This window comes from Noviherbaspirillum sp. Root189 (assembly GCF_001428545.1).
Taxonomy (GTDB): domain Bacteria; phylum Pseudomonadota; class Gammaproteobacteria; order Burkholderiales; family Burkholderiaceae_D; genus Noviherbaspirillum.
Genome location: NZ_LMHZ01000067.1, coordinates 83,956 through 108,786, shown reverse-complemented (window position 1 = coordinate 108,786; position 24,831 = coordinate 83,956). Strand labels below are relative to the sequence as shown.

Annotated in this window: 22 protein-coding genes; 15 read left to right on the top strand and 7 right to left on the bottom strand. The window is 55.9% G+C overall.

Translation table 11 applies throughout. From position 1 onward, the window contains the following. Nucleotides 1-195: 195 nt before the first annotated feature. From ASE07_RS25330 to ASE07_RS25320, 3 genes are all read left to right on the top strand, one after another. A complete protein-coding gene (locus ASE07_RS25330) occupies nucleotides 196-2,475 on the top strand; it encodes a nitric-oxide reductase large subunit (RefSeq protein ID WP_057293590.1) in 2,280 nt (759 codons plus the stop codon). A 147-nt stretch (nucleotides 2,476-2,622) separates the two neighbouring features. Next, a complete protein-coding gene (locus ASE07_RS25325) occupies nucleotides 2,623-2,886 on the top strand; it encodes a DUF2249 domain-containing protein (RefSeq protein ID WP_057293589.1) in 264 nt (87 codons plus the stop codon). Nucleotides 2,887-2,959: 73 nt separating this feature from the next. Then, complete coding sequence (locus tag ASE07_RS25320; protein ID WP_057293588.1) at nucleotides 2,960-3,442, top strand: RrF2 family transcriptional regulator; 483 nt, start codon at nucleotides 2,960-2,962, stop codon at nucleotides 3,440-3,442. A 78-nt stretch (nucleotides 3,443-3,520) separates the two neighbouring features. Here the strand turns inward: ASE07_RS25320 and ASE07_RS25315 are convergent, their stop codons facing one another. Further along, nucleotides 3,521-4,693, bottom strand: a complete 1,173-nt coding sequence (locus ASE07_RS25315; protein WP_442946129.1) for an NAD(P)H-dependent flavin oxidoreductase — start codon at nucleotides 4,691-4,693, stop codon at nucleotides 3,521-3,523. Between the two features lie 134 nt (nucleotides 4,694-4,827). Here ASE07_RS25315 and ASE07_RS25310 point away from each other — a divergent pair, with 134 nt between their 5' ends. The 4 genes from ASE07_RS25310 to ASE07_RS25295 all read left to right on the top strand — a co-directional run bounded on the left by ASE07_RS25310 (nucleotide 4,828) and on the right by ASE07_RS25295 (nucleotide 9,451). Continuing rightward, nucleotides 4,828-5,292, top strand: a complete 465-nt coding sequence (locus tag ASE07_RS25310) for a hemerythrin domain-containing protein (RefSeq protein WP_057293762.1) — start codon at nucleotides 4,828-4,830, stop codon at nucleotides 5,290-5,292. 2 nt (nucleotides 5,293-5,294) lie between these two features. Then, a complete protein-coding gene (locus ASE07_RS25305; RefSeq protein WP_057293586.1) occupies nucleotides 5,295-5,519 on the top strand; it encodes a DUF2249 domain-containing protein in 225 nt (74 codons plus the stop codon). Further along, nucleotides 5,519-6,811, top strand: coding sequence for a hypothetical protein (locus tag ASE07_RS25300; protein ID WP_057293585.1), 1,293 nt, complete (start codon nucleotides 5,519-5,521; stop codon nucleotides 6,809-6,811). Before ASE07_RS25305 ends, ASE07_RS25300 begins: the two co-directional genes overlap by 1 nt. Nucleotides 6,812-6,961: 150 nt before the next feature. Continuing rightward, a complete protein-coding gene (locus ASE07_RS25295; protein ID WP_057293584.1) occupies nucleotides 6,962-9,451 on the top strand; it encodes an adenosylcobalamin-dependent ribonucleoside-diphosphate reductase in 2,490 nt (829 codons plus the stop codon). A 63-nt stretch (nucleotides 9,452-9,514) separates the two neighbouring features. Here ASE07_RS25295 and ASE07_RS25290 read toward each other — a convergent pair whose 3' ends face one another. Both ASE07_RS25290 and nirK read right to left on the bottom strand, forming a co-directional pair. Continuing rightward, nucleotides 9,515-10,201, bottom strand: a complete 687-nt coding sequence (locus ASE07_RS25290) for a Crp/Fnr family transcriptional regulator (protein WP_057293761.1) — start codon at nucleotides 10,199-10,201, stop codon at nucleotides 9,515-9,517. A 165-nt stretch (nucleotides 10,202-10,366) separates the two neighbouring features. Then, nucleotides 10,367-11,773 carry a copper-containing nitrite reductase gene (gene nirK / locus ASE07_RS25285; protein ID WP_082584505.1) on the bottom strand — a complete coding sequence of 469 codons (1,407 nt, stop codon included), beginning with the start codon at nucleotides 11,771-11,773 and terminating at the stop codon, nucleotides 10,367-10,369. Nucleotides 11,774-12,205: 432 nt separating this feature from the next. On the opposite strand from nirK, the gene ASE07_RS25280 reads away from it, so the two are divergent. From ASE07_RS25280 to ASE07_RS29175, 7 genes are all read left to right on the top strand, one after another. Next, nucleotides 12,206-13,165: a transporter gene (locus ASE07_RS25280; protein ID WP_156397018.1), complete on the top strand. Its 960-nt coding sequence runs from the start codon at nucleotides 12,206-12,208 to the stop codon at nucleotides 13,163-13,165. Nucleotides 13,166-13,228: 63 nt separating this feature from the next. Next, nucleotides 13,229-13,705 carry a TlpA family protein disulfide reductase gene (locus ASE07_RS25275; protein ID WP_057293582.1) on the top strand — a complete coding sequence of 159 codons (477 nt, stop codon included), beginning with the start codon at nucleotides 13,229-13,231 and terminating at the stop codon, nucleotides 13,703-13,705. Between the two features lie 47 nt (nucleotides 13,706-13,752). Then, nucleotides 13,753-13,965 (top strand): DUF3079 domain-containing protein, encoded by a 213-nt coding sequence (locus ASE07_RS28475; protein WP_082584480.1) that lies wholly within the window; start codon nucleotides 13,753-13,755, stop codon nucleotides 13,963-13,965. Nucleotides 13,966-14,334: 369 nt separating this feature from the next. After that, nucleotides 14,335-14,937: a DUF2760 domain-containing protein gene (locus ASE07_RS25270; RefSeq protein ID WP_057293581.1), complete on the top strand. Its 603-nt coding sequence runs from the start codon at nucleotides 14,335-14,337 to the stop codon at nucleotides 14,935-14,937. Further along, on the top strand, nucleotides 14,934-16,784 hold the full coding sequence (locus tag ASE07_RS25265; RefSeq protein WP_057293580.1) for an Hsp70 family protein: 1,851 nt from the start codon (nucleotides 14,934-14,936) through the stop codon (nucleotides 16,782-16,784). Before ASE07_RS25270 ends, ASE07_RS25265 begins: the two co-directional genes overlap by 4 nt. Then, on the top strand, nucleotides 16,784-19,687 hold the full coding sequence (locus ASE07_RS25260; RefSeq protein WP_057293579.1) for an Hsp70 family protein: 2,904 nt from the start codon (nucleotides 16,784-16,786) through the stop codon (nucleotides 19,685-19,687). Before ASE07_RS25265 ends, ASE07_RS25260 begins: the two co-directional genes overlap by 1 nt. Nucleotides 19,688-19,931: 244 nt before the next feature. Beyond that, complete coding sequence (locus tag ASE07_RS29175; RefSeq protein ID WP_156397016.1) at nucleotides 19,932-20,222, top strand: hypothetical protein; 291 nt, start codon at nucleotides 19,932-19,934, stop codon at nucleotides 20,220-20,222. A 63-nt stretch (nucleotides 20,223-20,285) separates the two neighbouring features. Here the strand turns inward: ASE07_RS29175 and ASE07_RS25255 are convergent, their stop codons facing one another. Beyond that, a complete protein-coding gene (locus ASE07_RS25255) occupies nucleotides 20,286-21,071 on the bottom strand; it encodes a slipin family protein (protein ID WP_057293578.1) in 786 nt (261 codons plus the stop codon). A 2-nt stretch (nucleotides 21,072-21,073) separates the two neighbouring features. Further along, nucleotides 21,074-22,531, bottom strand: coding sequence for an NfeD family protein (locus ASE07_RS25250; RefSeq protein WP_235548621.1), 1,458 nt, complete (start codon nucleotides 22,529-22,531; stop codon nucleotides 21,074-21,076). Between the two features lie 235 nt (nucleotides 22,532-22,766). Between ASE07_RS25250 and ASE07_RS31015 the strand changes: the two genes are divergently transcribed. Continuing rightward, nucleotides 22,767-22,850, top strand: a complete 84-nt coding sequence (locus tag ASE07_RS31015) for a hypothetical protein (RefSeq protein WP_442946133.1) — start codon at nucleotides 22,767-22,769, stop codon at nucleotides 22,848-22,850. A 156-nt stretch (nucleotides 22,851-23,006) separates the two neighbouring features. Here ASE07_RS31015 and ASE07_RS25245 read toward each other — a convergent pair whose 3' ends face one another. Together ASE07_RS25245 and ASE07_RS25240 are read right to left on the bottom strand one after the other, a co-directional pair. Continuing rightward, entirely contained in the window at nucleotides 23,007-23,300 is a 294-nt protein-coding gene (locus ASE07_RS25245) for a hypothetical protein (RefSeq protein ID WP_057293577.1), read from the bottom strand. A gap of 18 nt (nucleotides 23,301-23,318) precedes the next feature. Beyond that, a complete protein-coding gene (locus tag ASE07_RS25240) occupies nucleotides 23,319-24,830 on the bottom strand; it encodes a DUF4331 domain-containing protein (RefSeq protein ID WP_057293576.1) in 1,512 nt (503 codons plus the stop codon). Between the last annotated feature and the right edge of the window lies 1 nt (nucleotide 24,831).

Sequence of the window (24,831 nt, the reverse complement as noted above, 5' to 3'; positions counted from 1 at the left end):
ATCGCGGTGTCCATTCTACATCCTTAAGCCGTAAAACAAACCTAGATCAAGAAACCGCAAAATTTAAACATGCATTCTACTTACATCTATTTAAAGCTGCTTATAGAATGCATCTTATAGACCGCAAGCAATAAAGGACGGCTTGCGGGATGTAGTTCAGTGTTCAACAAACAACCACCAGGAAAGGAAATTGCCATGCAATCGACGCGCAAACTCTGGACTTGGCTAGCCATTATCTGTGTACTTTCCTTCGCTGCCCTTGGATGGGTTGGAACGGAAATCTATGTTAAGGCGCCGCCAATCCCAACACAGGTCATCAGCACTAAAGGCGATGTGTTATTTACATCCGAGGATGTGCAACAAGGCCAGCAGGCTTGGCTCTCGGCGGGCGGACAGCAGCTCGGTTCCGTCTGGGGCCACGGCAGCTATCTCGCGCCCGATTGGTCAGCCGACTGGCTGCACCGTGAAGCAGTCAGCCTGCGCGCACTGCTTGCCAAAGACAAATTCGGTAAACAGTTCGAACAGCTCAGCACTGGCCAGAAGGCTGAACTTGAGGCACTGGTCAAGGACGAGCTCCGCACGAACACTTATAAAGCTGAAACGGGCACCATCGCGTTGTCGGATATCCGTGCAAAGGCAATTCTTGAAGTGGCCGCCCACTATAGCGATCTCTTCGGAGACGAACCGGCGCTGGACAAGTTGCGTGAGCAATATGCAATGACATCCGGGTCGCTCGCCAATCCGGATGACCGCAAGGCGTTGACCGCATTCTTCTTCTGGTCTGCTTGGGCTGCGGCAACCGACCGCCCCGGAGAAGTCGGCTTGAGCTATACCAGCAACTGGCCGCACGAACCATTGGTTGACAATACGCCAACTACAGGCAACGGCATCTGGTCTATTGCCAGCGTGATTCTGATGATCGCCGCCATCGCAGGCATGATCTTCTTCCACTCCAGGCATAAGGAAGACGACGACCCCGCGCCGCCGAAAGCTGACCCGTTGTTCAGCCTGAAGGCAACACCGTCGATGAAGGCAACCAAAAAATACTTCATGGTTGTTGTCGGATTGATCCTTGCCCAGGTCGGTATGGGTGTGATCACCGCCCACTATTCGGTTGAGGGCAGCAGTTTCTTCGGCATACCGCTTGCCAATATTCTGCCGTTCACAGTCAGCCGTACGATCCATACGCAGTTCGCCGTCCTGTGGATCGCCACTGCCTGGCTTGCTACCGGCCTGTACATCGCACCGGCAATTTCCGGTCACGAGCCAAAGTTTCAGAAGCTGGGCGTCAATGTTCTCTTCTACGCGCTCCTGTTCATCGTTGTCGGTTCCACCGTATCCGGCTGGCTCGGCACTCTGCAGCACCTCGGTACCGATTTCAGCTTCTGGGTTGGTAATCAGGGACTCGAGTTCACCAGCATGGGCCGTGTCTGGCAGATCCTGCTGTTCATCGGCCTGCTGTTTTGGGCTTTGCTGCTGGGTCGCGGTCTCTGGCCTGCACTCAAGACCCCTTCCGAAAGCCGCGGCCTGATCGCCATGGTGTTCCTCGCAGCACTGTGCATCGGTGGTTTTTATGCAACCTCGCTGACATGGGGTCCCCGTACGCATTATTCGATGGTCGAGTACTGGCGTTGGTGGCTGGTCCACCTGTGGGTCGAAGGCTTCTTTGAAGTGTTCGCTACCGCAGTGATCGCCCTGCTCTTCACACGTCTCGGTCTGATTCGCGCCGCATCCGCAAATAGCGCCATCGTGCTGGAAACCATCGTATTCCTGTTCGGCGGCATTCTTGGCACCTTGCATCACCTGTATTTCACCGGCACGCCGACCTCCGTCATTGCAATCGGCGCGATGTTCTCGGCACTCGAAGTCGTACCGCTGTCGCTGATCGGCGTCGAGGCTTATCGCAACTATCAGCGTTCGAAGGCTGCTCCCTGGGTACAAAGCTATAAGTGGGCAATCCTGTGTTTTATCGCCGTCGGCTTCTGGAATACGGTCGGCGCCGGCTTGCTGGGTTTCTCGATCAATACACCGATCGCGCTGTACTACATGCAAGGTTTGAACATGACTGCCGCACACGGCCACGCAGCATTGTTTGGCGTATATGGCATGCTGGGAATCGGTCTGATGCTGTTCTGCCTGCGCGGCTTGTCGGATCGCCTCGCATGGTCTGACAAACTGCTGAGCCCAACCTTCTGGCTGCTTAACATCGGCCTCGCAATGATGGTGTTCATGTCGCTGGTTCCGGCCGGCATCTACCAGGCTTGGGCGAGCATTTCGAAGGGCATGTGGTATGCCCGTTCGCCTGAAGTGATTCACTCGGCATTCATGGAAAACATGGTATGGCTGCGTGTTCCTGGTGACATTGTGTTTGCGATCGGAACCGTGTTCCTGGCCGTCTTCGCCCTGCGCCTGCTTGGCCGCGGCAAGCAGGAAGTGGCGGTAGCAACACCCGCAATCAAGGCAAGCAAGGCTTGATCTGCACCACCGCGCGCCTCTTCCGAGGCGCGCGGTATGTTTGCTTCAACAGCACGCAGTAATTCTTATTTCGTATTTCATCATTCGCATGATGCATGCGAACCTCATCTCTCCACTGTCTTACCAACTGACTAAAGGTTGATCGTCATGCCACACGACTGCTCCACTCCCGCCATCGAAAATGGCGTCTATCCGTTTGACGCACGCGGCGTCGCCCGTCGCTTCCGCCACGCAGCAATCTTCGGCGCGCTCGAAGCGCTTGCTGTCGGCGAAACCATGCGCTTCTGTAATGACCACGACCCTCTTCCGCTACTTGCGCAGATCAAAAACTACTACGGTCCCCGTGTCGCCATAGAGTATGTCGATCGCCTCCCGGGAGAAGTCATTATCGACTTCAGGGTCATCGGCTGACCATCCACAAGATGAATCACTGACCAGCAAGCCTCGCGTACCTCGCCCACACTTCTCTTGACGAGATCCCATCATGCGTTTAACAGACTACACGGACTATGCATTAAGGGTACTGATGTATCTTGGAATGCGTCCAACCCGACTGGTGACCATACAGGAGATTGCAACCGCCCACGATATTTCAAAGAACCACCTGACCAAGGTGGTCCATCACCTTGGTCAGGTGGATCTCGTGCATACGGTGCGGGGACGTGCGGGAGGCATCCGCCTGGGCAAGAGACCGGATCAAATTCCGCTTGGCACGGTTGTGCGGCTGACTGAGCCGGATTTCAACATGGTGGAATGTTTTGACGAGACGCAAAATCGCTGTGCGCTGTCACCAATGTGCGTGCTGAAATACGCGCTGGCTGCCGCTACCGATGCCTACCTGAAAACACTGGATCGGCTCACGCTTTCGGATATTCTGCAAGGCCCGGAAAAAGCTTCCTCCACCTTTGCGGTCACCAGGTTAGGGGAACATCCAGATAAACTTGCCAAAGTTGTGGCACATCGCTGACCCACTCCTTCCCCCCTGGCGGAGGAAGGCTCGGACGGGAGTTAAGGGTGTCAAGTATTTGCCGACCTCTCGTCCCGCTCAGGACGCCACCAGTTCAAACCCATCCCCGGCCACCAGGCCCAGCATATAGGCAATCAAATCCCGGACCGGACGAATGGCATCCCCAAACGGCAATGGCTCGGACCCCCGGAAAAACAAACCACGTTTGACATCACCATTCATTGCAAATGCAAGCTGGGTATCAATGCAGAATTGCCCGGCTTTAGAAATGCCATCCCGCAGTCCGCATTGATGCAGGCAGTCAAAACCCACCGTACATGCCTTGGGTTTGGCATTGCGTTGCAATTTGGATTCCTTGTCCAGATAATTGGCAAGCCACTGCGTCTTTACCGCACGTGCCGGTAGCCCGGCGACGCTCATGAAAGTAACGATGTCTTCAGGCTTGGCTTCAGTCAGCACCTTCTTGAAGTTTGGATGTGCATCGCCTTCTTCGCTCACAGCGAATGGCGTTCCCAACTGTATCGCGGAGGCGCCCATTGAAAATAGCTGGCGTGCCTGTTCAGGAGTGTGGATTCCACCCGCGACAATCAAGGGCATGCGCTCTTTGTCGATGCCCAGCTCCCTGAGTAACTCCAACGTACCTTCCAGAACTACCGAAAATGCAAAATGCGGCGCATTGACCTCGGCCAATCCCGCCGCACCCAGATGGCCGGCAGCATAGCGTGGATTTTCAATCACGATAGCATCGGGGAGCCGCTGCTTGCGCATCCATTTCTTCAGAATGAGTGAGATACCACGCACATCGGAAAGAATTGGAATCAGCGCCACATCCGGAAAGTCCGCGGTCAGGTCGGGCAAGTCAAGTGGCAGTCCCGCGCCGACAACCACCGCGTCCGCGCCACTCTCACACGACTGGCGTACATAGGAAGCATATTCAGAGACGGCACGCATGACATTTACAGCGATCAGTCCGTTGCCGCAGGCGATGTTCCTGGCTAGTTGAATCTCGCGATCCAGGGCGACAAGATTTATTGCGTTGATCGCTTCCTTATCGCGAGACTTCGCAGTACGCGCCATCAGGTCAGGATGATGACGTCGCAAATCGACGCTGGAGATCGTGCCAAGAGCACCGAGTTTTGCAACGTTGCCTGCCAATCGGTGTGCCGAGACACCGACACCCATTCCACCCTGGACGATCGGTAACAGCTGTTTGCTTCGGATAGTAAATTGGGGAAGAGTTTGTAGAGACACGATAGTGTTCCTGTTGTGGTGGGATTGAAGTGTGCGGACTATAACAACGGCCCGTATGGGCTTCCTTAACGCATGTTAAGGAAGCCCATACGGCCTTGATGTGACAATGGATGCTTGCTTACACGGGAACCGCCATGTCTTCAAACTCTTTAATTAGCCAATTTCTTGAAGCCGACCATCACCGCTGCGACGAGCAGCTTGCCCGTGCGGAAACCTGCGCGGGCAAGCAAGACTGGCCGGGCGCAGAAACGGCATTCGACGACTTCAACGCGAAATTGCGTCATCACCTGGACATGGAAGAAAAGATTCTTTTCCCGGCGTTTGAAGAGGCACCCGGGACGCCGCCGGGACCTACCAGCATGATGCGCGCGGAACACCAGCAAATACGCCAGATCATTGATAGCATGAAGGAAGCATTACTGGCACATGATGCGGATGCGTTTGCAGCCTCTGCGGACATACTGCACATCATGATGGGCCAACACAACATGAAAGAAGAATCGATCCTGTATCCAATGGCCGATCGATTCCTGGCGGCACGGGCGAAAGACTTGATCGCCGACATGCAAGACCTGCATCAACTATCCGGAGCAAGCTGAACATGACAAAAGAAATTCCACTCGACGTGTGCGGCCTGGAGCCGCCCGAGCCCATGGAACGTGTGCTGGAGGCGTTGGCGCGCTTGCAGCGCGATGAACATATCCGCATGATTATCGACAGGGAACCGCGCCCGCTTTATCGCATTCTCGAGCAGAACGGGTACGCGTACACGGTAACACCGCGCGACGGCTATCTGTTCGACATCCTTATTCGTCATCGCGCGTAATGCAACGTGCGCTTTCCTACGACGATGGCCCTTCCCTGTCAGTCCCGCTCAGGTTTTTCCTGACAGGACCATTGTTTGCTGTGGCTGCCGCCGCACTCCTTTTTTGGGAGGGCCCGGCTGCTCTGGTGTCGCGCTGGTCGATGACCACGCTGGCCCTGACGCATCTGTTGACGCTCGGCTTTCTGGCCATGATCATGAGCGGTGCGTTGCTGCAGATATTGCCGGTGGTTGCCGGTGTCAATGTGCTTGCACCGAGGTACACAGGTGCCGTTGTCTTTTCTGCGCTGGCGGGCGGCACGGCGCTGCTGGTCGCAGCCTTTTTAACGGTGGCTCCGCTCTTGTTCCGCTTGGCGGGCGTCTCGCTAGGGCTTGGGCTTCTCTGGCTGCTTGGAGCCACATCCCCGGGATTGTTCAGATGCAATCCAGGCGGTGCGACCGCAACTGTCGATACGATCCGGCTGGCGCTGGCTTCCCTGCTGGTTACCGTGTGTTCCGGCATGGTGCTGGTGATCGGTTTCGGCTGGTCGTTCTCTATACCACTGATGCAAATAACCGATTTCCATGCCAGCTGGGGATTGCTTGGCTGGGTAGGACTGCTGCTGATCGGCGTTGCGTTTCAAGTGATTCCAATGTTCCAGGCGACGCCTGTCTATCCGCACGCCGCCAGTTTTCCGCTCGCCGGCCTGCTGGCGACAACCCTTGCAGCATGGACGCTGACGGCAGTTTTCAATAATGAATTAACAACCCAGCTTCGATCGCTACTTGGCTTCATCCTCCTCTGTACATTGATTGGGTTTGCCTGTGTCACCCTCTGGCTGCTTCAACAACGCCGGCGGCCAAACACGGAAGCCACGACCTTGTTCTGGCGTCTTTCGATGATAAGCCTGCTGATTTGCGGTCCTGTCTATTTGCTTGCCTTGCCGGCGAAGCCGCTACTTTTGGGCATATTGATGATCATCGGCTGCGCATATTCAGCGGTGAACGGAATGCTTTACAAGATCGTGCCTTTCCTGCTTTGGTATGACTTGCAAAGCAAGACGGGATTAGACAGAAAGGCCGTTCCAAGCGTACGCGACTTGTCGCCCGACCGCGCGGCAAAACAACAATTCTGGCTTCATCTGCTTGGATTGATATTCCTCCTCGGCGCAGTCGTCGCGCCGGAGACGCTTGCACGTCCGGCGGCAGTGATATTTGGCGTGTCCGGACTGCGATTGTGCGGGAATCTGTTACAGGCTTGCCTGGTCTATCGTAAAGCCATTCGGAAGCCGCGGATAAATCCGGCGATCGTTTGAACACTCTTCTCACTCACGACACTCCAGGCGCGGCTATAAATTTCTTAAGCGAAATTAAGGAATCTTTTGATCAAGTCGGCGAAAGTTGCTGTCATGCCGGTACTTGCCGATAGCGGATAACAATTTATAGACCTGATTCTGGATGGAAGAATGAATGCAAATGAAAAAATGATTGGAACCTCGCTTGAACCGCAAGAGGTATCAGTGGATGTTCTGCTCGAAAAATATGCAAAGGGAAGCGAGACCAGCGTTCGTGACGTTCGGCTACGCGTAGCGCGCGGCCTTGCTGCGGTCGATACGCCCAAAAAGCGGGCAGAAATGGAAACGCTGTTTGTGTGGGCACAGGAAAATGGCTTTGTTCCTGCAGGACGTATCAACTCCGCAGCCGGACTGGAGATCAAGGCCACTTTAATGAACTGCTTCGTTCAACCCGTCGGCGACTCAATCACCGGCAGCGATGGCGACCTGCCAGGTATCTACACGGCCGTGGCCGAGGCGGCGGAAACCATGCGCCGCGGCGGTGGTGTTGGATATGACTTTAGCGAGATCCGCCCCTTCGGCAGCTATGTCAAGGGAACACGGTCGCGTGCGTCCGGACCGATCTCGTATATGGAAGTGTTCGACGCCTCTTGCAAGACAGTCGAATCCGCCGGATCGCGCCGCGGTGCGCAAATGGGTGTGCTTCGAATCGACCATCCCGATATCGAAGGCTTCATCAGTGCCAAGGATACTGGCGGCTTTAAAAACTTTAATTTATCGATTGGCGTTACCGATGCGTTCATGGAAGCCCTGGCCGCGGACGCGACCTTTCAGTTAATACATAAGGCCCCGCCCAGCGATGAGCAGAAACTGGCTGGCGCCCGTCAGCGTCCGGATGGGAAGTGGGTGTACCGCGAAGTGCGTGCCGCCGATCTCTGGGAAAAGATCATGTTGTCGACCTACGATCATGCCGAGCCCGGCATTCTCTTTATCGATCGCATGAACGCCGAGAACAACCTGTATTACACGGAGCGACTTGCGGCAACCAATCCATGCGGAGAGCAGCCATTGCCACCCTATGGATGCTGCGACCTTGGCTCGCTCAATCTCACGATGTTCGTGGTTAATCCGTTTTCGGCAAACGTTTATTTCGACTTCGACAAGATGCGTCGGGTTGCAGCGGTCGCCGTGCGCATGCTCGATCTTGCTATCGATGCCACACAGTGGCCGCTCAAGAAGCAGCAACAGGAAGGACGCTCAAAACGGCGGGTGGGGCTTGGATTCCTGGGGCTTGGCAGTGCACTGGTGATGATGGGCCTTCGCTACGATTCAGACGAGGGGCGCGCACTGGCATCGGCTATTGCGGAAGAACTGCGTAACGCCGCCTATGCGGCGTCTGTCGAACTTGCCAGAGAAAAAGGCGCTTTCCCCCTGTTCGACGCGGAAAAATACCTGGATGGGCAGTTCATTGCACGCCTGCCGCAAACCCTGCGTGATGAGATCCGCAAACACGGCATCCGTAACTCTCATCTGTTGTCGATCGCCCCGACGGGTACGATTACGCTCGCGTTTGCCGATAATGCGTCCAATGGCATCGAACCCGCGTTTTCCTGGGTCTATAACCGTAAAAAACGCATGTTGGACGGATCGACCCGTGTGTATGAAGTCGCCGATCATGCGTGGCGGCTTTACCGGCACCTGGGTCACGATGTAGCGGATGATGCCCAACTCCCTGCACAGTTTGTCACCGCGCTTCAGATGTCGGCGACCGATCACTTGCAGATGATGCGTGCCGTTCAACCTTTTATCGATACCTCGATTTCAAAAACCGTCAATGTGCCGGAAGACTATCCCTATGAAAATTTCAAAAACCTCTACTTCGATGCCTGGATAGCCAGATTAAAGGGTTTGACCACGTACAGGCCGAATACCGTTCTAGGCAGCGTCCTCAGCGTCGGCAGCGGCGCACCAGCGCCCGCAACGCCCTCCATGCCGCCGGATGATGATCCCTTGCGAAAGCAGTTTGCAAGCCGGCCGCTTGGAGAACTGGAATCAGTTACCTCAAAGGTGGAATACTCAACGCAGGAAGGAAAAAAAGCGGTCTATCTGACGGTAAGCTTTATCCGGGTTACCGGCACGCTCGATGGACAGCCGGTGACAATCGAAAGGCCATTTGAATTCTTCATGCCCGCTGGTCAGAAGTCCGATGGCCAGCAATGGATCACCGCTTCAATGCGGTTATTGTCGATGGCGGCACGGTCGGGGGGCTCGATTGCCAAGGCGCTCGGCGACATGCGTGAAGTGGTATGGGACAAGGGACCGGTGCGCTGTGGAAGCTTGACAAAGGAAGACGGCACTAACCTGCCGATGTACCACGATTCGGAAGTGGCAGCGGTTGGCTTCATGCTTCAACGCATCCTGGTCAGGCGTGGCTTCCTTGACAGCTACGGTAATCAAGTACCGATTGCTGCACTCGCGCGGCGCCTGATCGAACGTGATGCCGCCTTGCATGGCGACGAACAGCCACCGTTACAGTTTCACGGCGAGTTGAATCGTACGATTGGCAGGAAAAAATGCCCGGACTGTGGTGCGTATGCACTGCAAAAGGTCGACGGTTGCACACGCTGCGCAGAATGCAACTACATCGGCGGTTGTGGTTAGTACCAATAAGCTTCGGCCTATCTTCGCGTTGGGGAACTATGCCGGGCAACGTTGAGGATAGTCCTATCCTTCAAAATTCCGAAGTCGTTCTATATCCAGTATGACGACTTCGCGTCCCTTTACCTCAATCAGTTCGCGTGCGACGAGTTCATGCAAGACACGCGAAAAATGTTCGGGCGTCAGATTAAGTCGTGACGCAAGCAGTTTTTTGCTTACCGAAAGGGTCACGCGGCCACCGTCACCACCACCGTCCGGCTCTTCCTTGAGCAGGTAGCCAATTACGCGCTGGCTGGCCGATCGAAGCGAGTAGGCTTCGACATCCGAGATCAACCCGTGCAGTCGGCGACTGAGCCCGGCCAGCATGCGACGGGCAAATTTCGGGTTGCGATCCAGTTCGGCAAATACCGCGTTCTTCGAAATATATAATAACAGGGAGTCGGCAAGCGCCTGTGCGTTGACGATGTAAGGCTTCTCCATAAACATGAGTGCTTCGCCGAAGCTCTGGCCGCGACTGATGATCTCGACAACTTTTTCGTCGCCCTGAGTCGATGTAAAGCCGAGCTTCACCTGTCCATAGATCACGATATGGAATCCGTCGCAGGGATCGCCGCGCCGGAATATCATGCCGCCCTTCGGCATATGGAGTTCGGTCGTGGAAGCTGCGATCTGGTCGAGTTCATCAAGAGTGACATCGTTAAACAAGGGAAGACGTTTCAAAAACTCCCGCCGATCGACTTTAAGAGAAGACATGAAGCTCACTCCGGAAAATTGGAAATTAGAACGATTGCATTGACCAACGATCAGGGCCTTGTTGCCATGACCTGTGTTTTCGTAACAAAGGTAAGCGATAAGCATGTGCAAAAGCCCGCTCGCGGCGGGCTTTTCTTTTACCGGCTTTTGCCGACGTTCTGGCGTTTAATGGCCGGAATCGCCATCGGGTTTGCTGTGCGCCCTGAACACGTCGGCATTTTCAGGACCATCCACATGCAGGAAGCCAACCAAACCTTTTTCCATCCGGGACAAGGCATGGTCCACGAGAATCAGGCGGCCAGGCGCCTCGACCTTGAACTCGACCATGGTCGCGCCGCCTGGCGCTACTGTCGTGGTCTGCACATTCTGGAGCGGCGCTGATGTGAGATCGCCCATCGAGTAGACGCGGTCGAAAATTTCACCAATTACATGGAAGCTCGATGTGGCATTCGGTCCGCCGACGCCGAAGAATATACGGACAGTTTCGCCGACCTTTGCCTCCATCCGATGGGTCTTGGTCAATGCATCATGGTTACCATTGAACATCAGATGTTCGGGCTGTTCTGCCAGCAGCTTATCGAGTGAGAATTCATTCTCGCCCTGTGTACCGTGACGTTGTGCGGTATAGAGTTCACCTTGCATGACATAGAACTCACGGTCTACCTTCGGCAGCCCGCCTTCCGGCTCAACAAGGATCATGCCATACATGCCATTGGAGATGTGTTGAGCAACCATCGGTGTTGCGCAGTGGTACACGTACAAGCCGGGATTAAGGGCCTTGAAGGTGAAGCTCTTTTTGCTTCCCGGAGCCGCCTGGGTGACTGCCGCACCACCACCAGGCCCGGTGACCGCATGGAAGTCAACCGAGTGAATCATATGGCTGTCCTTGGCATTTGCCATGTTCACGGTTACGGTGTCGCCAACGCGTGTACGAATGAACGGTCCCGGCACCTTGTTATTAAAGGTCCAGTATTTATAGGTAGAGCCATCTGCAAGCTGACCGAGCACTTCAGTCGTCTCGAGATTGACCGTCATCTTTTGCGGGCCGCGTTTTCCGACCGGCTGGCCAACATCAAATGGACTTGCCGAGATGTCCACTCCCTTAGGCGCCTGTTTCGCAACGCTACCACCACCAACGGTAATCTTTCCAATCATGCCAGCCTGGACGTGGCCGGGCAAGGTACAAATATACTGAAAATCGCCCTTCTTGTTGGCTTTGAATACGATGGAGGTACTCGATCCTTTCGCGTTGAGCTGGTTCGATTTCGCAGAGAAGTCCGGAACCGAAATATCATGCGTCGCGCCATCACCGTTCACCAGGTTGATCTGTACCACGGCGCCTTCTGCGACAACAAGTTGCGGGTTAACCTTGCCCTTGATCGCGCCAGTCTCACCAATGAACACCAGCTTGCCGTCCGCAATGTCGGTGCGTAGCGTATAGGTCACATCAGGACGAATTTGAACAGATGTGCTGCTGCTGTGTTCGTGGCCAGTTGCTGCGTAAGCGACGGAGACACTTGCAAGGCCTAACACAGCGCATGCAACCAGACGGGAGATAAGTTTGCGTTCCATTTTTTTCACCTTTATTAACTGGCCGAGGAGGTAAGTGGTTCCGGCTCAGGACGCTCAAATCATACGGTTTTGACGCATCTTTAAAGAATGATCTAGGTCAAGTTTTACAAACTCGCCTCGGCGATGTGCAGTTTCGCCTCACTGCATGCGAATTCCGGCGAGAAGGCGATATACGAAACACGAAACCATCTTTCCCATCGATCTCTAGAGAGGCAATGCGCAGCAATGTTGAAACGTGAACTTGCCAAGCACGACTCGCTTGCCGGTGCCGGCACCGCATCACCAAGAAAACGACAATCCGGAATAAATTGACCCAGATCAATCATTAAAAGACTATCGAGGCGATAGCATGGCTGCATTCTTTAAGCGCTTGTCTTCGCCGTCGCCAAGCTGGTGTGCCAGGCTTATTAAATAATGCATTCCTGACGATAAATGAAAACCCTAAATCTCACCGTTCTCGCAGCATACTGTCTCGGCGTTCCCGTTATTGCATCGGCCAGTTGCGGGTCGGCGTTCTGTACCGTAAATACAAACTGGACAACCGAAAGCGCCATGGTTGAAGCGGGATCATCGTTCGACCTGCGGTATGAATTCATCGAACAGGACCAACCTCGCGCTGGGAGCGACAAGATTGCCGTTGGACAGATAAGTCATCACCACGATGAAGTCAAAACAGTGAATCGCAATCTCGTTGCGACTTACAGCCATTCGTTCGAATCCGGGTGGGGTATATCGGTGACCGCACCTTTAACAGATCGCAACCATACGCATATACACAATCACCGTGGCGCGCAATTGCCTGAAGAATGGCGTTATACGGAACTTGGGGATGTGCGCGTTATCGGCCGCTATCAACGGCCTTTTTACGGCCAACCGGAAAAGCCGAGCACTACAGGCTTGTCTTTCGGGCTCAAACTACCTACGGGCAAGACCTCCGTGCGTAACGCAGCAGGCGGCGTCGCGGAGCGCAGCCTCCAGCCAGGCACTGGAACAACCGATTTAGTGCTCGGCGCGTATCACCATCAGAAACTGCCAGACGGTGACGCTTCATGGTTTACGCAGATACAGTACCAGCGTCCGCTCAACACGCATGACCAGTACAAGCCGGGCGCGCAGTTCGGTGCCGACCTGGGATATCGGTACGGGATAAGCGATAAGCTCGGTGCGCTGGTGCAATTGAATACGCTGTTCAAGGGACGCGACCGTGGCAGCGAAGCAGAGCCGGCTGATAGTGGAGGCCGGTTCGCCTATGTCAGTCCCGGGATTAGCTACGCCATCTCGCAAAGTATTCAGGTCTATGCCTTCTATCAGCATCCGGTCTATCAGCATGTCAATGGCGTGCAATTGACTTCACCACGCGGCCTGCTGGCCGGACTGAGCGGTAGATTTTAATTATCCGCATACCTGTCTCTTTTGATGTGAATCGGGCGTGCACGGACAACACGGAGGATAGCAATGTTTAGGAAACTGATTTTGTTGCTGGCATCGGTTTCATTGCCGATGGTGGCCGTCTCCGCCCCTTTAAATTTCACGATGACCGACACAGCGGGGCAAGTGCATACGCTTGACGGTTACCGAGGTAAATGGGTACTTGTCAATCTGTGGGCAACATGGTGTCCTCCTTGTCTTGCCGAAATGCCCGAACTGGAAGCATTAAGCAAGGCACGTCGCGACCTCGTCGTCATCGGTCTGGCAGTCGACGGACAGAATCCACAGCGCATTACACAATTTTCTGAAAAACTCCATGTCACCTATCCTATCGTCGCAGGCAATATAAAGTTAGCGGATCAATTCAAGCCGCGCGGTTATCCGACCTCTTATCTGTACGATGGCACAGGCCAACAAATATTCGTTAAAGAGGGACCGGTGACGCGGGAAGAGATAGAGTCGGTATTGCGCAGAAGCGTGCCTAATACCAATCCCAAGCCATAACGCACCCTCGTTAATCTATTGTCGGTCAACTTTACAGCGGACGAGCCATGGCAAAGAAATTTCCCATTACGCCAAAAAACCCGGAACGCGTTTGCTGGGGATGCGACAGATATTGTCCGGCCGACTCTTTGGCTTGCGGTAACGGCTCGGAACGCACCCAACATCCGGTTGAGTTGTTCGGAAAGGACTGGCAAGAGTGGGGCCTTGCCAGTACGGACGCCGATGAGTGCGCCGGCGTCATTACCTCGTCAAAGTCCTGATGATGCTTGTGACCCATAGGGTCACAGGCAAGCGAATTAGCCACCACCCGTTCACCAGGCCGTTCCCGCAGTAAAGCGGCATCGTGGTAACAATCCAGCGGTGTGAGGTGTGACTCCAGTCCTCATTCGACACTGCATCGCTTCATCGCTTTGTCATTGCTGCCTCCATACTTACTCTTGTTTCATTAGAGCAATCGCGTGAAACATCCTCGTTTAGCCCGAATCTGACATAATCCAGCCCTTTACGCTGCGATCATTAATCTTAAGCTTGCGTAATGCGATTTGCCCCTGAATGGGGTTACATCACTTACCTGCTTTGCAAGATGGTCTACGTTAAACGATTGCAATTAAAAATGAACGGAGCAACAAATGACCGATTCGAAGTCACCCTCGCCGGATAAGGCAAAGCCGTCCTTTTTACGGAGGATTCCGCTTGCCTTTGGCGCATTCTTCCGCACGTTTTCCGATCTCGATTTTGCGACGCGCATCAATTCCTTAAGCGATGAGAAGGTCGAGACCGCTGTGCCCCAGCCTGCCCCGGCCCCGGTGGCCGAGACACCGCCTGCACCGGCTGTATCACCATTAAAGGAAGCGACTCCGGATGCCGCACTTTTGCTATTAAGCATTCTGCAGCGCGATGCGCGCCTGATCGACTTCGCGCAAGAGAATCTGGCCAACTATTCGGATGCCGAGATTGGCGCTGCGGCACGGGTGGTCCATGAGGGTTGCAGAAAGGTACTGGACGAGCACTTCACGATCGCGCCGGTGCGCCAGGAAAACGAAGGCAGCATGGTGAGCTTGCCGGAGGGCTTCGATGCTTCGGCCATCCGCCTGACAGGAAACGTGGTAGGTAGTGCGCCGTTTCGCGGCAGCCTGACGCATCGTGGCTGGCGTGTGACTGATGTGCGCCTGCCCAAACTTGCAAAAGACCACGACACATCGGTACTCGCACCTGCCGAGGTGGAACTATGAGCGCCGCGCGCTATTCCGTCGGTATCGATCTCGGGACGACCCACTCTGCCCTTGCCTATATCGATCTTGGCGCCAGCGATGGTGAGAAGACGATGCATGGGGTGCTCGATGTGCCGCAGCTTACTGCTCCCGGCGCAGTCGAAGGGCAAGCGCTCTTGCCGTCATTTTTATATATTCCGCATGGCGATGAATTCGCCCAGGGCGAACGCGCCCTGCCCTGGGGCCAGGAACAGCCTTATATTGTCGGAGAACTCGCGCGCACCCGTGGGGCGACGACACCGATCCGTCTTGTTTCCAGTGCGAAAAGCTGGTTATGCCATCCGGGCGTCGACCGCCGTGCCGCCATCCTGCCCAGCGACGCGCCGCCGGAAGTCGCGCGCGTTTCCCCGCTGGAGGCTTCGATCCGCTATCTGGTCCATCTGCGCGATGCATGGAACCACACCCATCCGGACGCACCGCTGAATCAGCAGGATGTCACGGTGACGATTCCCGCATCGTTCGACCCCGCTGCGCGCGAGCTGACGGCGGAAGCCGCCAGGACGGCCGGCTACGAATCGCTGACCTTGCTCGAAGAGCCGCAGTCCGCGTTGTACAGCTGGATCCAGTCGAGCCAGGGCCAGTGGCGCAAGGAAGTCCGGGTCGGCGATATCATTCTTGTCATTGATGTGGGCGGCGGCACCACCGACTTTTCCCTGATTGCCGTGCTGGAGCGCGACGGAAATCTCGAACCGCATCGCATCGCGGTGGGCGACCATATTCTCCTTGGCGGCGACAACATGGACTTGACGCTGGCCCATGTGATTGCCAGGAAGCTGGGGACGAACGGCACCTCGCTCGACCCGTGGCAGATGCGTGCGCTGACCTATGGCTGCCGCGCGGCGAAAGAGACCTTGCTGAGCGAATCCGACGTGCAGAGTGTTCCGGTCATTATCCCCAGCAGGGGATCAAAACTGATCGGCGGCTCCATCCGGACCGAGCTGACGAGAGAAGAAGTCACCTCCGTGATTCTGGAGGGCTTCTTCCCGCAGGTGGATGCCGCCGCACGTCCGGCTACCCGGGCACGGGCAGCCTTGACTCAGCTAGGACTTCCCTTTGCACAGGACGCCGCGGTAACACGGCATCTCGCGGCTTTCCTGGGACGACAGAGCGGCGCCCTGTCCGAGCTGGAAGGTTTTGCCGGCCAGGCCAACCCAGGCGCCAGTTTCCTTCACCCCACGGCGATCCTGTTCAATGGCGGCGTGTTTAAATCCGATCTGCTGGTGCAAAGGACGCTGGCCACCATCAACCACTGGCTCGCGAATGAAAACGCGCAGCCGGCACGTCAGCTTACCGGCGCCGATCTTGATCTGGCAGTGGCACGAGGTGCGGCATACCACGGCTACGTTCGCCAGGGGCGTGGCGTGCGTATTCGTGGCGGCACCGCACGCGCTTACTATGTCGGCGTCGAGTCGTCCATGCCCGCAATACCGGGAATGGAACCGCCGATCCAGGCGCTCTGCATCGCGCCGTTTGGCATGGAGGAAGGAACCGAAGCGGAACTGGAAACCCAGGAATTCGGTCTCGTCGTCGGCGAGCCCGTGCATTTTCGTTTCTTCAGTTCGTCGACGCGACGCCAGGACCAGATCGGCACCATCCTTGATTACTGGCCGCCGGAAGACCTGGAAGAACTCAATGAAATCCAGTCACTGCTGCCAGCCGAGGGACGGCAGCCGGGCGAAGTGGTCCAGGTCAGGCTGCATGCCAGGGTCACCGAGACCGGCACGCTTGAACTGTCCGCCGTTGCACGCCATGGCAATGAGCGCTGGAAGGTGGAGTTTGACGTGCGTGGGCAATCGGCAGGCATGTGATGAAGCGTTTTAGCGTCGGTATCGATCTTGGCACCACCAATACCGTCGTCGCCTACGCCGAATCCGGCTCGGACGAAATCCGCATCTTTGACATGGAACAGCTGGTAGGGCCGGGAGAAATCAAAGCCCTGCCCTTCCTGCCTTCGCTGCGTTTCCACGCCGCGCGCGGCGAACTGCCCGCCGGTGCGGTTGCCCTTCCGTGGACGGAGGCCAAGCCTGCGGCAGAGCAACCGGTGGTCTTCGGCATGTTTGCACGCAGACTGGGGGCGCAAGTGCCCGGCCGGCTGGTAGCAAGCGCAAAGAGCTGGTTGTCCCATACCGCGGTCGACCGGCTTGCTCCCATCCTGCCCTGGGGCGCAGGTGACGACGTGCTGAAGGTATCGCCGATGGAAGCCAGTGCAAGCTATCTGGCTTACCTGCGTGCCGCCTGGAACTGGCGCTTTCCGGATACGCTGCTGGAAGAGCAGGACATCGTATTGACGGTCCCCGCGTCGTTTGACGAGGGCGCGCGGGCACTTACCGTCGAAGCAGCAAAACGCGCGGGCCTGTCGCAAATTCGCTTACTGGAAGAACCCCAGGCCGCATTCTATGACTGGTTGCACACGCATCGCGATAAGCTGGCGGCCGAACTGGATAAAACGCGCCTGGTGCTGATTTGTGACGTTGGCGGGGGAACGACAGACCTGAGCCTGATCCAGGTCGCTTACGAAGGCAATCAGCTGCAACTTACCAGGGTTGGGGTCGGCAAGCATCTGATGCTTGGCGGCGACAACATGGATCTGGTGCTTGCCAATCTCGTTGAAAAACGTCTCACCCAGGATCAAGCGGCAGCTGAACCCGCACAAACCGGTCAGAAGCGTCTGTCAGCCACCGAGTTGTCCCAGCTGATTGAGCGTTGCCGCAACGCCAAAGAAGAGTTGCTCGCCCTGGACGCGCCCGCGAAAACTTCCGTCACGCTGGTAGGAAGCGGTTCCAGGCTGATCGGTGGCACGCGGTCTACCGATCTGACAAGGGAAGAAGTCGAATGCATGATTGTCGACGGCTTTTTTCCCTTGGTCAGTCAACATGACGGGGTCGTGCAACGTCGCAGCGGCATTGTTGAATTTGGCTTGCCGTATGCCAGCGACCCCGCGATCACCCGCCATCTCGCAAGTTTTTTGATGCAACACGCGGGCCGCACAGATGGTGCGAGCGATCACGACCCGCAAGCCAACGGCGCATCCGGTTCGTTGATTCCCGATACGCTGCTGCTCAATGGCGGGGTGTTTCATTCTCGCGCAATATCCAGCCGGCTCGAGCATATCCTCGGGCTGTGGCGCGGCGCACCGTTACGCGTACTGCATAACCGGCGTCCAGATGCAGCAGTGGCACGCGGCGCCGTTGCCTATGCGCTCGCCGTCCAGGGGCTGGGTACCAGAATCGGCGGAGGTTCGGCACGCAGCTATTTTCTTGTACTGGAACCCAAGGACAACAAGGCTCAGAGCCGTTCCGCAAACCCGGATACGGAGGCTGCGGCCAATCCGGCTCACGCTGAAACGATCAATGCGGTCTGCATTTTTCCCCGCGGAAGTGAAGAAGGAAAAGAAATCCTGCTGAGCGAACGTGTCTTTGCATTGCGCCTGAATCAGCCGGTCCGATTTCACCTGGTTTCTTCCACGGATGATCGCAGCAAGTCACCGCCCTTACTCGGTGACCTGCTTGAGCTTTCGACCAATGATGTGGTTCGCCTGCCACCGATCGCCACCGTGCTGCACGCGAAATCAACCGATGCTAAACAACAGGTGACGGTGCAACTGGCAACCACGTTGACTGAGGTAGGAACACTTGAACTGCATTGCGTCAGTACGCAGGAACCCCGTCAGCGATGGCTACTTGAATTTCAGCTGCGCGCCGATCAGGCCGGGAAAGAAACCGACGCCGAGCGACGGCTGCCGGAGCGATACGACCAGGCACTAGCCGCGCTCGACCGCATTTTCGGTTCGCGTGCACAGAAGGTGGAAGCCAGGGAAGTACGGCAGCTCCGTGCACAACTCGAAAAGCTGATTGGCAATCGCGAGCAATGGACGATGCCTTTGCTTCGAAAGTTATTCGACGAATTATGGCAGCGTGCGCGGGGCCGCCGGCGTTCCGCCCAACATGAAAAGGCGTGGTTCAATCTCATTGGCTTTTGCTTGCGCCCTGGTTTTGGCTATCCCCTGGACGACTGGCGAGTCAAGCAGTTGTGGTCGCTTTATGAAGCAGGCGCACAGTACGGAACTGACAATCAGGTCGCGGCAGAATGGTGGACCATGTGGCGCCGTGTCGCGGGCGGCCTGGAAAAAGAAGCGCAATTGCGATTGCTGGACAGCTTTGCATTTAACGTCCAGCCCGACACCGAAGAACAGCAAGAGCGCCCTTCTCAATTAGTAAGAGGCAGTATGGAAGACATGTTGCGTCTTGTCGGCTCGATTGAACGTATCCCTGCCAGCTATAAGGTCGAAATCGGCGACTGGCTGTTCGACTTGCTGAACCAGTCCCTCTCCGCTTCCGCAAAATCTTCCGCGAACGAGGGGCCAATCTTATGGGCACTCGCCCGTATCGGCGCGCGTCAACCATTCTATGGAAACGCGGACGACGTGGTGCCGCCGGACGTTGCCGTTGCCTGGATCGACAGCTTAATGCGGCTTGACTGGAAGCGCGTGCAAGGTGCACCGCTTACCGCAGCGCACCTTGCACGCGCGACCGGTGACCGTGCACGCGACTTGCCGGACGAGGTACGCGACAGGCTCGTGGCGCGGCTACAGGCCATCACTGCACCGGCGGCCTGGATCGCCATGATCCATGGAAAAGTGCAACTGGACGAAGTCAGCCAAAAAGGATTTCTTGGTGATTCGCTCCCACCGGGATTGAAGCTGCTTTATTAGAGCGGATAGTGCCTGCCGGCAGACAAGCAGTGCAGAGCGGACGGCCTGCATGCAAGATGCCAAAAAGCAACTTCAGGACCATGCCACTGCAAGTAGCGGCGAGACCTCTGGCTGAATCTTTTGTTGCATGGTCGACTGTTGCGGGGAGCACTTTGTTCAAGACAAGGAAACGCAGTGACAAGAACTATGCCTCTCCATTGATGTCAATAACTTACGTCATTGATATCCACCAGATTAGAAAATAATGCAATCCGTTACCCAGCAAAACTTTAACCCGAACGACCTGTTCGACGCATTAATCAAACGTTTACAACTCAATAGTGATTACGCGCTGTCCAAGCGATTAAGCTTAGCGCGCCATGTAGTTGAAAATATTCGACGAGGGCGTATTCCTCTCGCCGCATCTCTTCTTCTGGCGATACAACAACAGACCGGAATCAGTATCGACGAACTGCGACGACTGATGGGCGACCGACGTGCGAAGTTTAGACTGGCGTGCCAAGCTCGTGGTGTTTCACATGCAAAGAAGTCTTAAGGCGATCATAAGATTTAAGTGATCGTGATGCCTCTGAGGCCAGCTTCAGTACGTCAAGGCGTTTCACGTAGCCGGGGGCGTATTGCGTGACCTCGTCGCTGCATCGGCTATCCCAGTCAGCAGTTCAAGCGGCAACGGAAAGACAATCGTCGAGGAATTATTCCCGGCAATATTGCTGAGTGTCTGCATATAGCGCAGCTGCATTGCGCCCGATTGTTGCGACAGCACATGCGCGGCCTGCATCAGTTTTTCGGAAGCTTGCAATTCACCTTCGGCATGGATCACCTTGGCCCGACGTTCGCGCTCGGCTTCGGCCTGTCGTGCGATCGCACGCACCATCGATTCATCAAGATCGACATGCTTGATTTCGACGTTGGCAACCTTGATGCCCCACGCGTCGGTCTGCGCATCAAGTACCTGCTGAATATCGAGATTGAGCCTTTCCCGTTCCGCCAGCATGTCATCCAGCTCATGCTTGCCAAGCACTGACCGCAGCGTGGTCTGCGCCAGTTGACTGGTCGCTTCAAAGAAATTGGCCACCTGAATAATGGCCTTTTCCGGATCGACGACGCGAAAATAGAGGACGGCATTGACTTTGACAGAAACGTTATCGCGTGAAATAACGTCCTGTGTCGGCACATCCAGTACCACTGTTCGCAAGTCCACTCGCACCATTTGCTGTAGAACTGGGATCAGAATAATGAGTCCCGGACCCTTGACGCCCCAGAAGCGTCCGAGCTGAAAGACCACCCCGCGCTCGTATTCACGCAGCACGCGAATCGATGCGGCAAGCAGTGCAATCAGCACGATTAAAACGCCAATGATTCCGAAGCTGAAATCAAAAAACATTCTCATTCTCCTTTTTCATGATGCCCCGCAGGGACAACTTCCAGCGTTAGGCCGGCACGGGCGACAACCCGGACTTTCTGGGAACGATGCAGGGGTACAGAGCTGACGACACGCCAGATTTCGCCATGGACTTGCGCCCAGGCTTCATTGGCCGCCGCATCGGCATCGATCACCTCCGCTACGCTGCCGACGATGCGATCAGGATTGCGCGGCGCGGAAAGCCTTCGCGTTTTGACTGCCAACGTGGCAATCCCTGCCAGGGCGAGGGCGCTTATCACGGCAATGCTGGCGATGACGGTAAAAGGAATACCGTACCCTGGAACATCGGTATCAATCAGCAACAGGGCGCCAACGACAAATGCGCCGATGCCGCCAGCGCCAATGACACCGAAACTTGGCAGGAATGCCTCGGCAACCATGAACGAGAGACCAAGAAGAATCAGTGCCAGACCGGCGTAGTTCACCGGCAGTAACTGCAATGCATACAGTCCGATGAGCAGGAGCAGCGTTCCCACTACACCAGGCACGCCAGATCCCGGACTCATGAGTTCGAAGATGATGCCGTATACGCCGAGGGTCAGCAGCAGTAAGGCAATGCTGGGATTGGTAATCGTGGAAAGAATTTTTATCCGCCAGTCAGGCTGGGCATCGATCACCGAGGCACCCGCAGTATGCAGTGTCCTGGTTTGGCCACCTGCCGTCACCTCCTTGCCGTCGAGCCGTGCAAGCAATGCAGGAACGTCCTCTGCCACATAATCGACGACGCGCAGCTTGACGGCTTCCTCAGCCGGGAGGCTGACCCCGTCGCGCACCGCGCGCTCGGCCCATTCCGCATTTCGTCCCCGCATTTGCGCGAGTCCGCGGATATAGGCCACGGCATCATTGACCTGTTTGCGCATCATGGGCGATGCCGGTTCATTTCCACCGGCCGCTTTTTTATCCGCGTTCGGGTCCGGTTTGCCGGTACCGCGGTTGTCGGACTTGTCAGGATCGCGTGGCTCGTTTCCTCCCAGCTGCACCGGCGTGGCCGCGCCCAGGTTAGTACCTGGCGCCATCGCCGCGATGTGGCTTGCATACAGAATATAGGTACCGGCACTGGCAGCACGTGCGCCGCCAGGAGCAACAAAGGTAGCGATCGGCACAGGAGACCCAAGTATGGCCTTGACGATCGATCGCATCGACACATCGAGACCGCCTGGAGTATCCAACTTGAGAATCACAAGTTGCTGCCCGTCTTTCTCCGCGCGTGCGATACCCCGGATAATGTAATCTGCGGTCGCCGGCCCAATGGCGTCGTCGACCGTCAGCAAGCTAACGGAAGCAGGTAAGCCGGCACTTCCAACGCAGCAGGCGAAGAACAGTCCCAGTGCGATGAGCCAGTATCTCGCCACGTACAGGCGCCAGCGCGATACCCGTGTCGCAGCCAAGGCTTCATCTGCTGTCTTTGCCTCAAGGTACACGCTTGCCTCCTGTGCATGAGACTGCTTTCCTTTTTAGCCCGACCTTGTTTATTGTCTAAGTATAGGGCTGCGAGGCCTTGCGACAAATCATGTGTAGGTTGTATGCAAGTTGCCGCAGGAACTTTGAGGTTCAGTACTTGTCGGTCTTTTAACAATTGCTTTACTGGCATGACGCGCCGTTTTAAGCGGTGTCGACCTCAGCATCATTCCTTACAACCTACGCCTGGAGCTCCGAATGAAAATACTGTTATGGATTGTCGTTATCATTTTCCTGATCGGTTTGTTGACGTTGACCGGCGTACTCAAACTTATTTTTTGATTTCGCTTCCTCAATCGCGGAATGCCTCCAGGAAAGGACTGTGCAATGATCTATCGCGCATGTCTGACAAAAGCCCGCTGCTAGCAGCGGGCTTTTTCCTATTGCTGACCGGTATGGAATCTGTGATCGATTCACTGCGGTCAGCGGATCGGCAAATTAACTTACCGGTTGCGGTTGCGGTTGCGTCTCTTCAGGTGTCACGGCCGTCGTTGATTCAATCGCTCGTGGTTCTGCGGTATCGGAGGTATCTGCAATAATCGCAAGTACCCGTGCAAAGAATGAATCACTGACGACCGACTGCGCGGCGTCGTTCGCCGCGCCAGTGTCCGGGGTTGCTGCAACAGTACCGGAGCCGACGCCATTATCGCCGCCACTACCGCCGCAGCCCGCGAGCCCGAGCAACAGGGTCGTGCCTGCTACGGCACTGAAGAAAAAACGTTTGCTGAACATAAGTTTCTCCTTTATCCCTTATTGGGCCGCGGCATTGCCCGAGATCGGTGCAGTAAAGTACGGGAAGGCTGCCTTGAAGTCCGCAGCGGTCTTGCGTACGCCATCGGTCAGAGCGGCACTGCCAGCAGGCGCATCGGAAGGTTTGCAACCGACTTTCAACGCGTCGTTCTGTCCGGTCAGCACGCACAGCGCACCCATTGCCACACGCAGCGACAAATCGACCACATCGTCTGCCGGACGCCGTCCGTTCGGGAAGCCCGCGTTGTCGCCGGCAGCCACACCGAGCGGATTCTGCGCCTCGCGTGCGGTTGGAGCGATCGATGTATTCAAGCGCAGCATTTCTGACGGTACGACATTCTTCGGCTGGTTAACGCCCTCGATGCCTTTCAGGAACACTGTCACCAGATCCGTGCGTGGAAAGTTGGTCGGTGCTGGTGCGGATGGGAATAAGGTCTGAATCAGGGCCGGGAGCGTCGGATGGGTGACGTAGTCGATGAACTGTGCGTCGCCGCTCGGCCTGGACGCATTGAACCGGTTTTTATCGTCCATGCCGATCACGACTTCATTTACCAGCGGCATGCCCAGACGCGATACCTGGGTCCATGCACCGCCTTCTTTGCTGGCCGTGTTCAACCCGGGACCTGGCGTCGGATCGATCAAGCGACCCTGGCGTTTGCTCGCGGTGGTATAGGCGCCGATGACAGGATCACCTCCATTGCCGTTGGTCAGGCACGAAATTGGAATTTCCATGGCAATCGTGCTGACGTTTTTGCGTTCAAGATTATTCTCGTTACCGCCTGCCTCGGCACCCAGCGGATTCAGGTTGATCAGGTCGAAGGTCTTGCCGACCGCAATATAAAAAGGGTCCTTACGCTGCCCCACAAAGACCCGGCCGTTGCCGCAGTTGGGAATGGCAACGTCATAAATATGCTGGCCCGCATATTTCTCGTAACCATCGGCACCGCCGAAGGTCTTGTCACCGATGTTGTCGACCGGTTTGTCGAACTCGCGTGCGCCGCCTCCCATGGTTACCGGAGTTCGGGGACCTGTGCGGCGATCGCCTTTGACGACATCAATGGTATAGGTCTCGCGGACATTCAGCGTCGGCGGATTGACTGTATTGATTGGACCGGCGTTGATCAAGGGGATTTTTACCAGCTTGCCACCGACCGGGAGTGCCGCACCTTTTGGCGTATTTTTGAAATGAAACTGAAACGTGATGTCTTCCCTGGCGTCACCGTTCGTATCGAAATGGATTTCATACAAGCCGTTTTCATCGAACTGGTAAAAGTTCGGACCGCCAAACGGATCCTGAAATGGAATATAGTTGGCCATGACCGTCACATAGTCCTGGCGTCCGGCCTCGTAACTGCGAAAAAGATAAAGATCCGTTGCGTCAACCTTGGGCTGTTCCGTAAGAAAAGGGGATTCCCGATGGCTTGATGCCATGACTGGTCCGGTAAAAATGCCGGCTACTACCGACGCCATAAGCGTCGGTAGTAGCACTTGGCTGGTTATAGAATTGCGCATG

Coding starts and splice junctions, on each gene's coding strand:
- ASE07_RS25330 (WP_057293590.1), top strand. CDS start 196: ATGCAATCGACGCGCAAACTCTGGACTTGGCTAGCCATTATCTGTGTA.
- ASE07_RS25325 (WP_057293589.1), top strand. CDS start 2,623: ATGCCACACGACTGCTCCACTCCCGCCATCGAAAATGGCGTCTATCCG.
- ASE07_RS25320 (WP_057293588.1), top strand. CDS start 2,960: ATGCGTTTAACAGACTACACGGACTATGCATTAAGGGTACTGATGTAT.
- ASE07_RS25310 (WP_057293762.1), top strand. CDS start 4,828: ATGTCTTCAAACTCTTTAATTAGCCAATTTCTTGAAGCCGACCATCAC.
- ASE07_RS25305 (WP_057293586.1), top strand. CDS start 5,295: ATGACAAAAGAAATTCCACTCGACGTGTGCGGCCTGGAGCCGCCCGAG.
- ASE07_RS25300 (WP_057293585.1), top strand. CDS start 5,519: ATGCAACGTGCGCTTTCCTACGACGATGGCCCTTCCCTGTCAGTCCCG.
- ASE07_RS25295 (WP_057293584.1), top strand. CDS start 6,962: ATGAATGCAAATGAAAAAATGATTGGAACCTCGCTTGAACCGCAAGAG.
- ASE07_RS25290 (WP_057293761.1), bottom strand. CDS start 10,201: ATGTCTTCTCTTAAAGTCGATCGGCGGGAGTTTTTGAAACGTCTTCCC.
- nirK (WP_082584505.1), bottom strand. CDS start 11,773: ATGGAACGCAAACTTATCTCCCGTCTGGTTGCATGCGCTGTGTTAGGC.
- ASE07_RS25280 (WP_156397018.1), top strand. CDS start 12,206: ATGAAAACCCTAAATCTCACCGTTCTCGCAGCATACTGTCTCGGCGTT.
- ASE07_RS25275 (WP_057293582.1), top strand. CDS start 13,229: ATGTTTAGGAAACTGATTTTGTTGCTGGCATCGGTTTCATTGCCGATG.
- ASE07_RS28475 (WP_082584480.1), top strand. CDS start 13,753: ATGGCAAAGAAATTTCCCATTACGCCAAAAAACCCGGAACGCGTTTGC.
- ASE07_RS25270 (WP_057293581.1), top strand. CDS start 14,335: ATGACCGATTCGAAGTCACCCTCGCCGGATAAGGCAAAGCCGTCCTTT.
- ASE07_RS25265 (WP_057293580.1), top strand. CDS start 14,934: ATGAGCGCCGCGCGCTATTCCGTCGGTATCGATCTCGGGACGACCCAC.
- ASE07_RS25260 (WP_057293579.1), top strand. CDS start 16,784: ATGAAGCGTTTTAGCGTCGGTATCGATCTTGGCACCACCAATACCGTC.
- ASE07_RS29175 (WP_156397016.1), top strand. CDS start 19,932: ATGCAATCCGTTACCCAGCAAAACTTTAACCCGAACGACCTGTTCGAC.
- ASE07_RS25255 (WP_057293578.1), bottom strand. CDS start 21,071: ATGTTTTTTGATTTCAGCTTCGGAATCATTGGCGTTTTAATCGTGCTG.
- ASE07_RS31015 (WP_442946133.1), top strand. CDS start 22,767: ATGAAAATACTGTTATGGATTGTCGTTATCATTTTCCTGATCGGTTTG.
- ASE07_RS25245 (WP_057293577.1), bottom strand. CDS start 23,300: ATGTTCAGCAAACGTTTTTTCTTCAGTGCCGTAGCAGGCACGACCCTG.
- ASE07_RS25240 (WP_057293576.1), bottom strand. CDS start 24,830: ATGCGCAATTCTATAACCAGCCAAGTGCTACTACCGACGCTTATGGCG.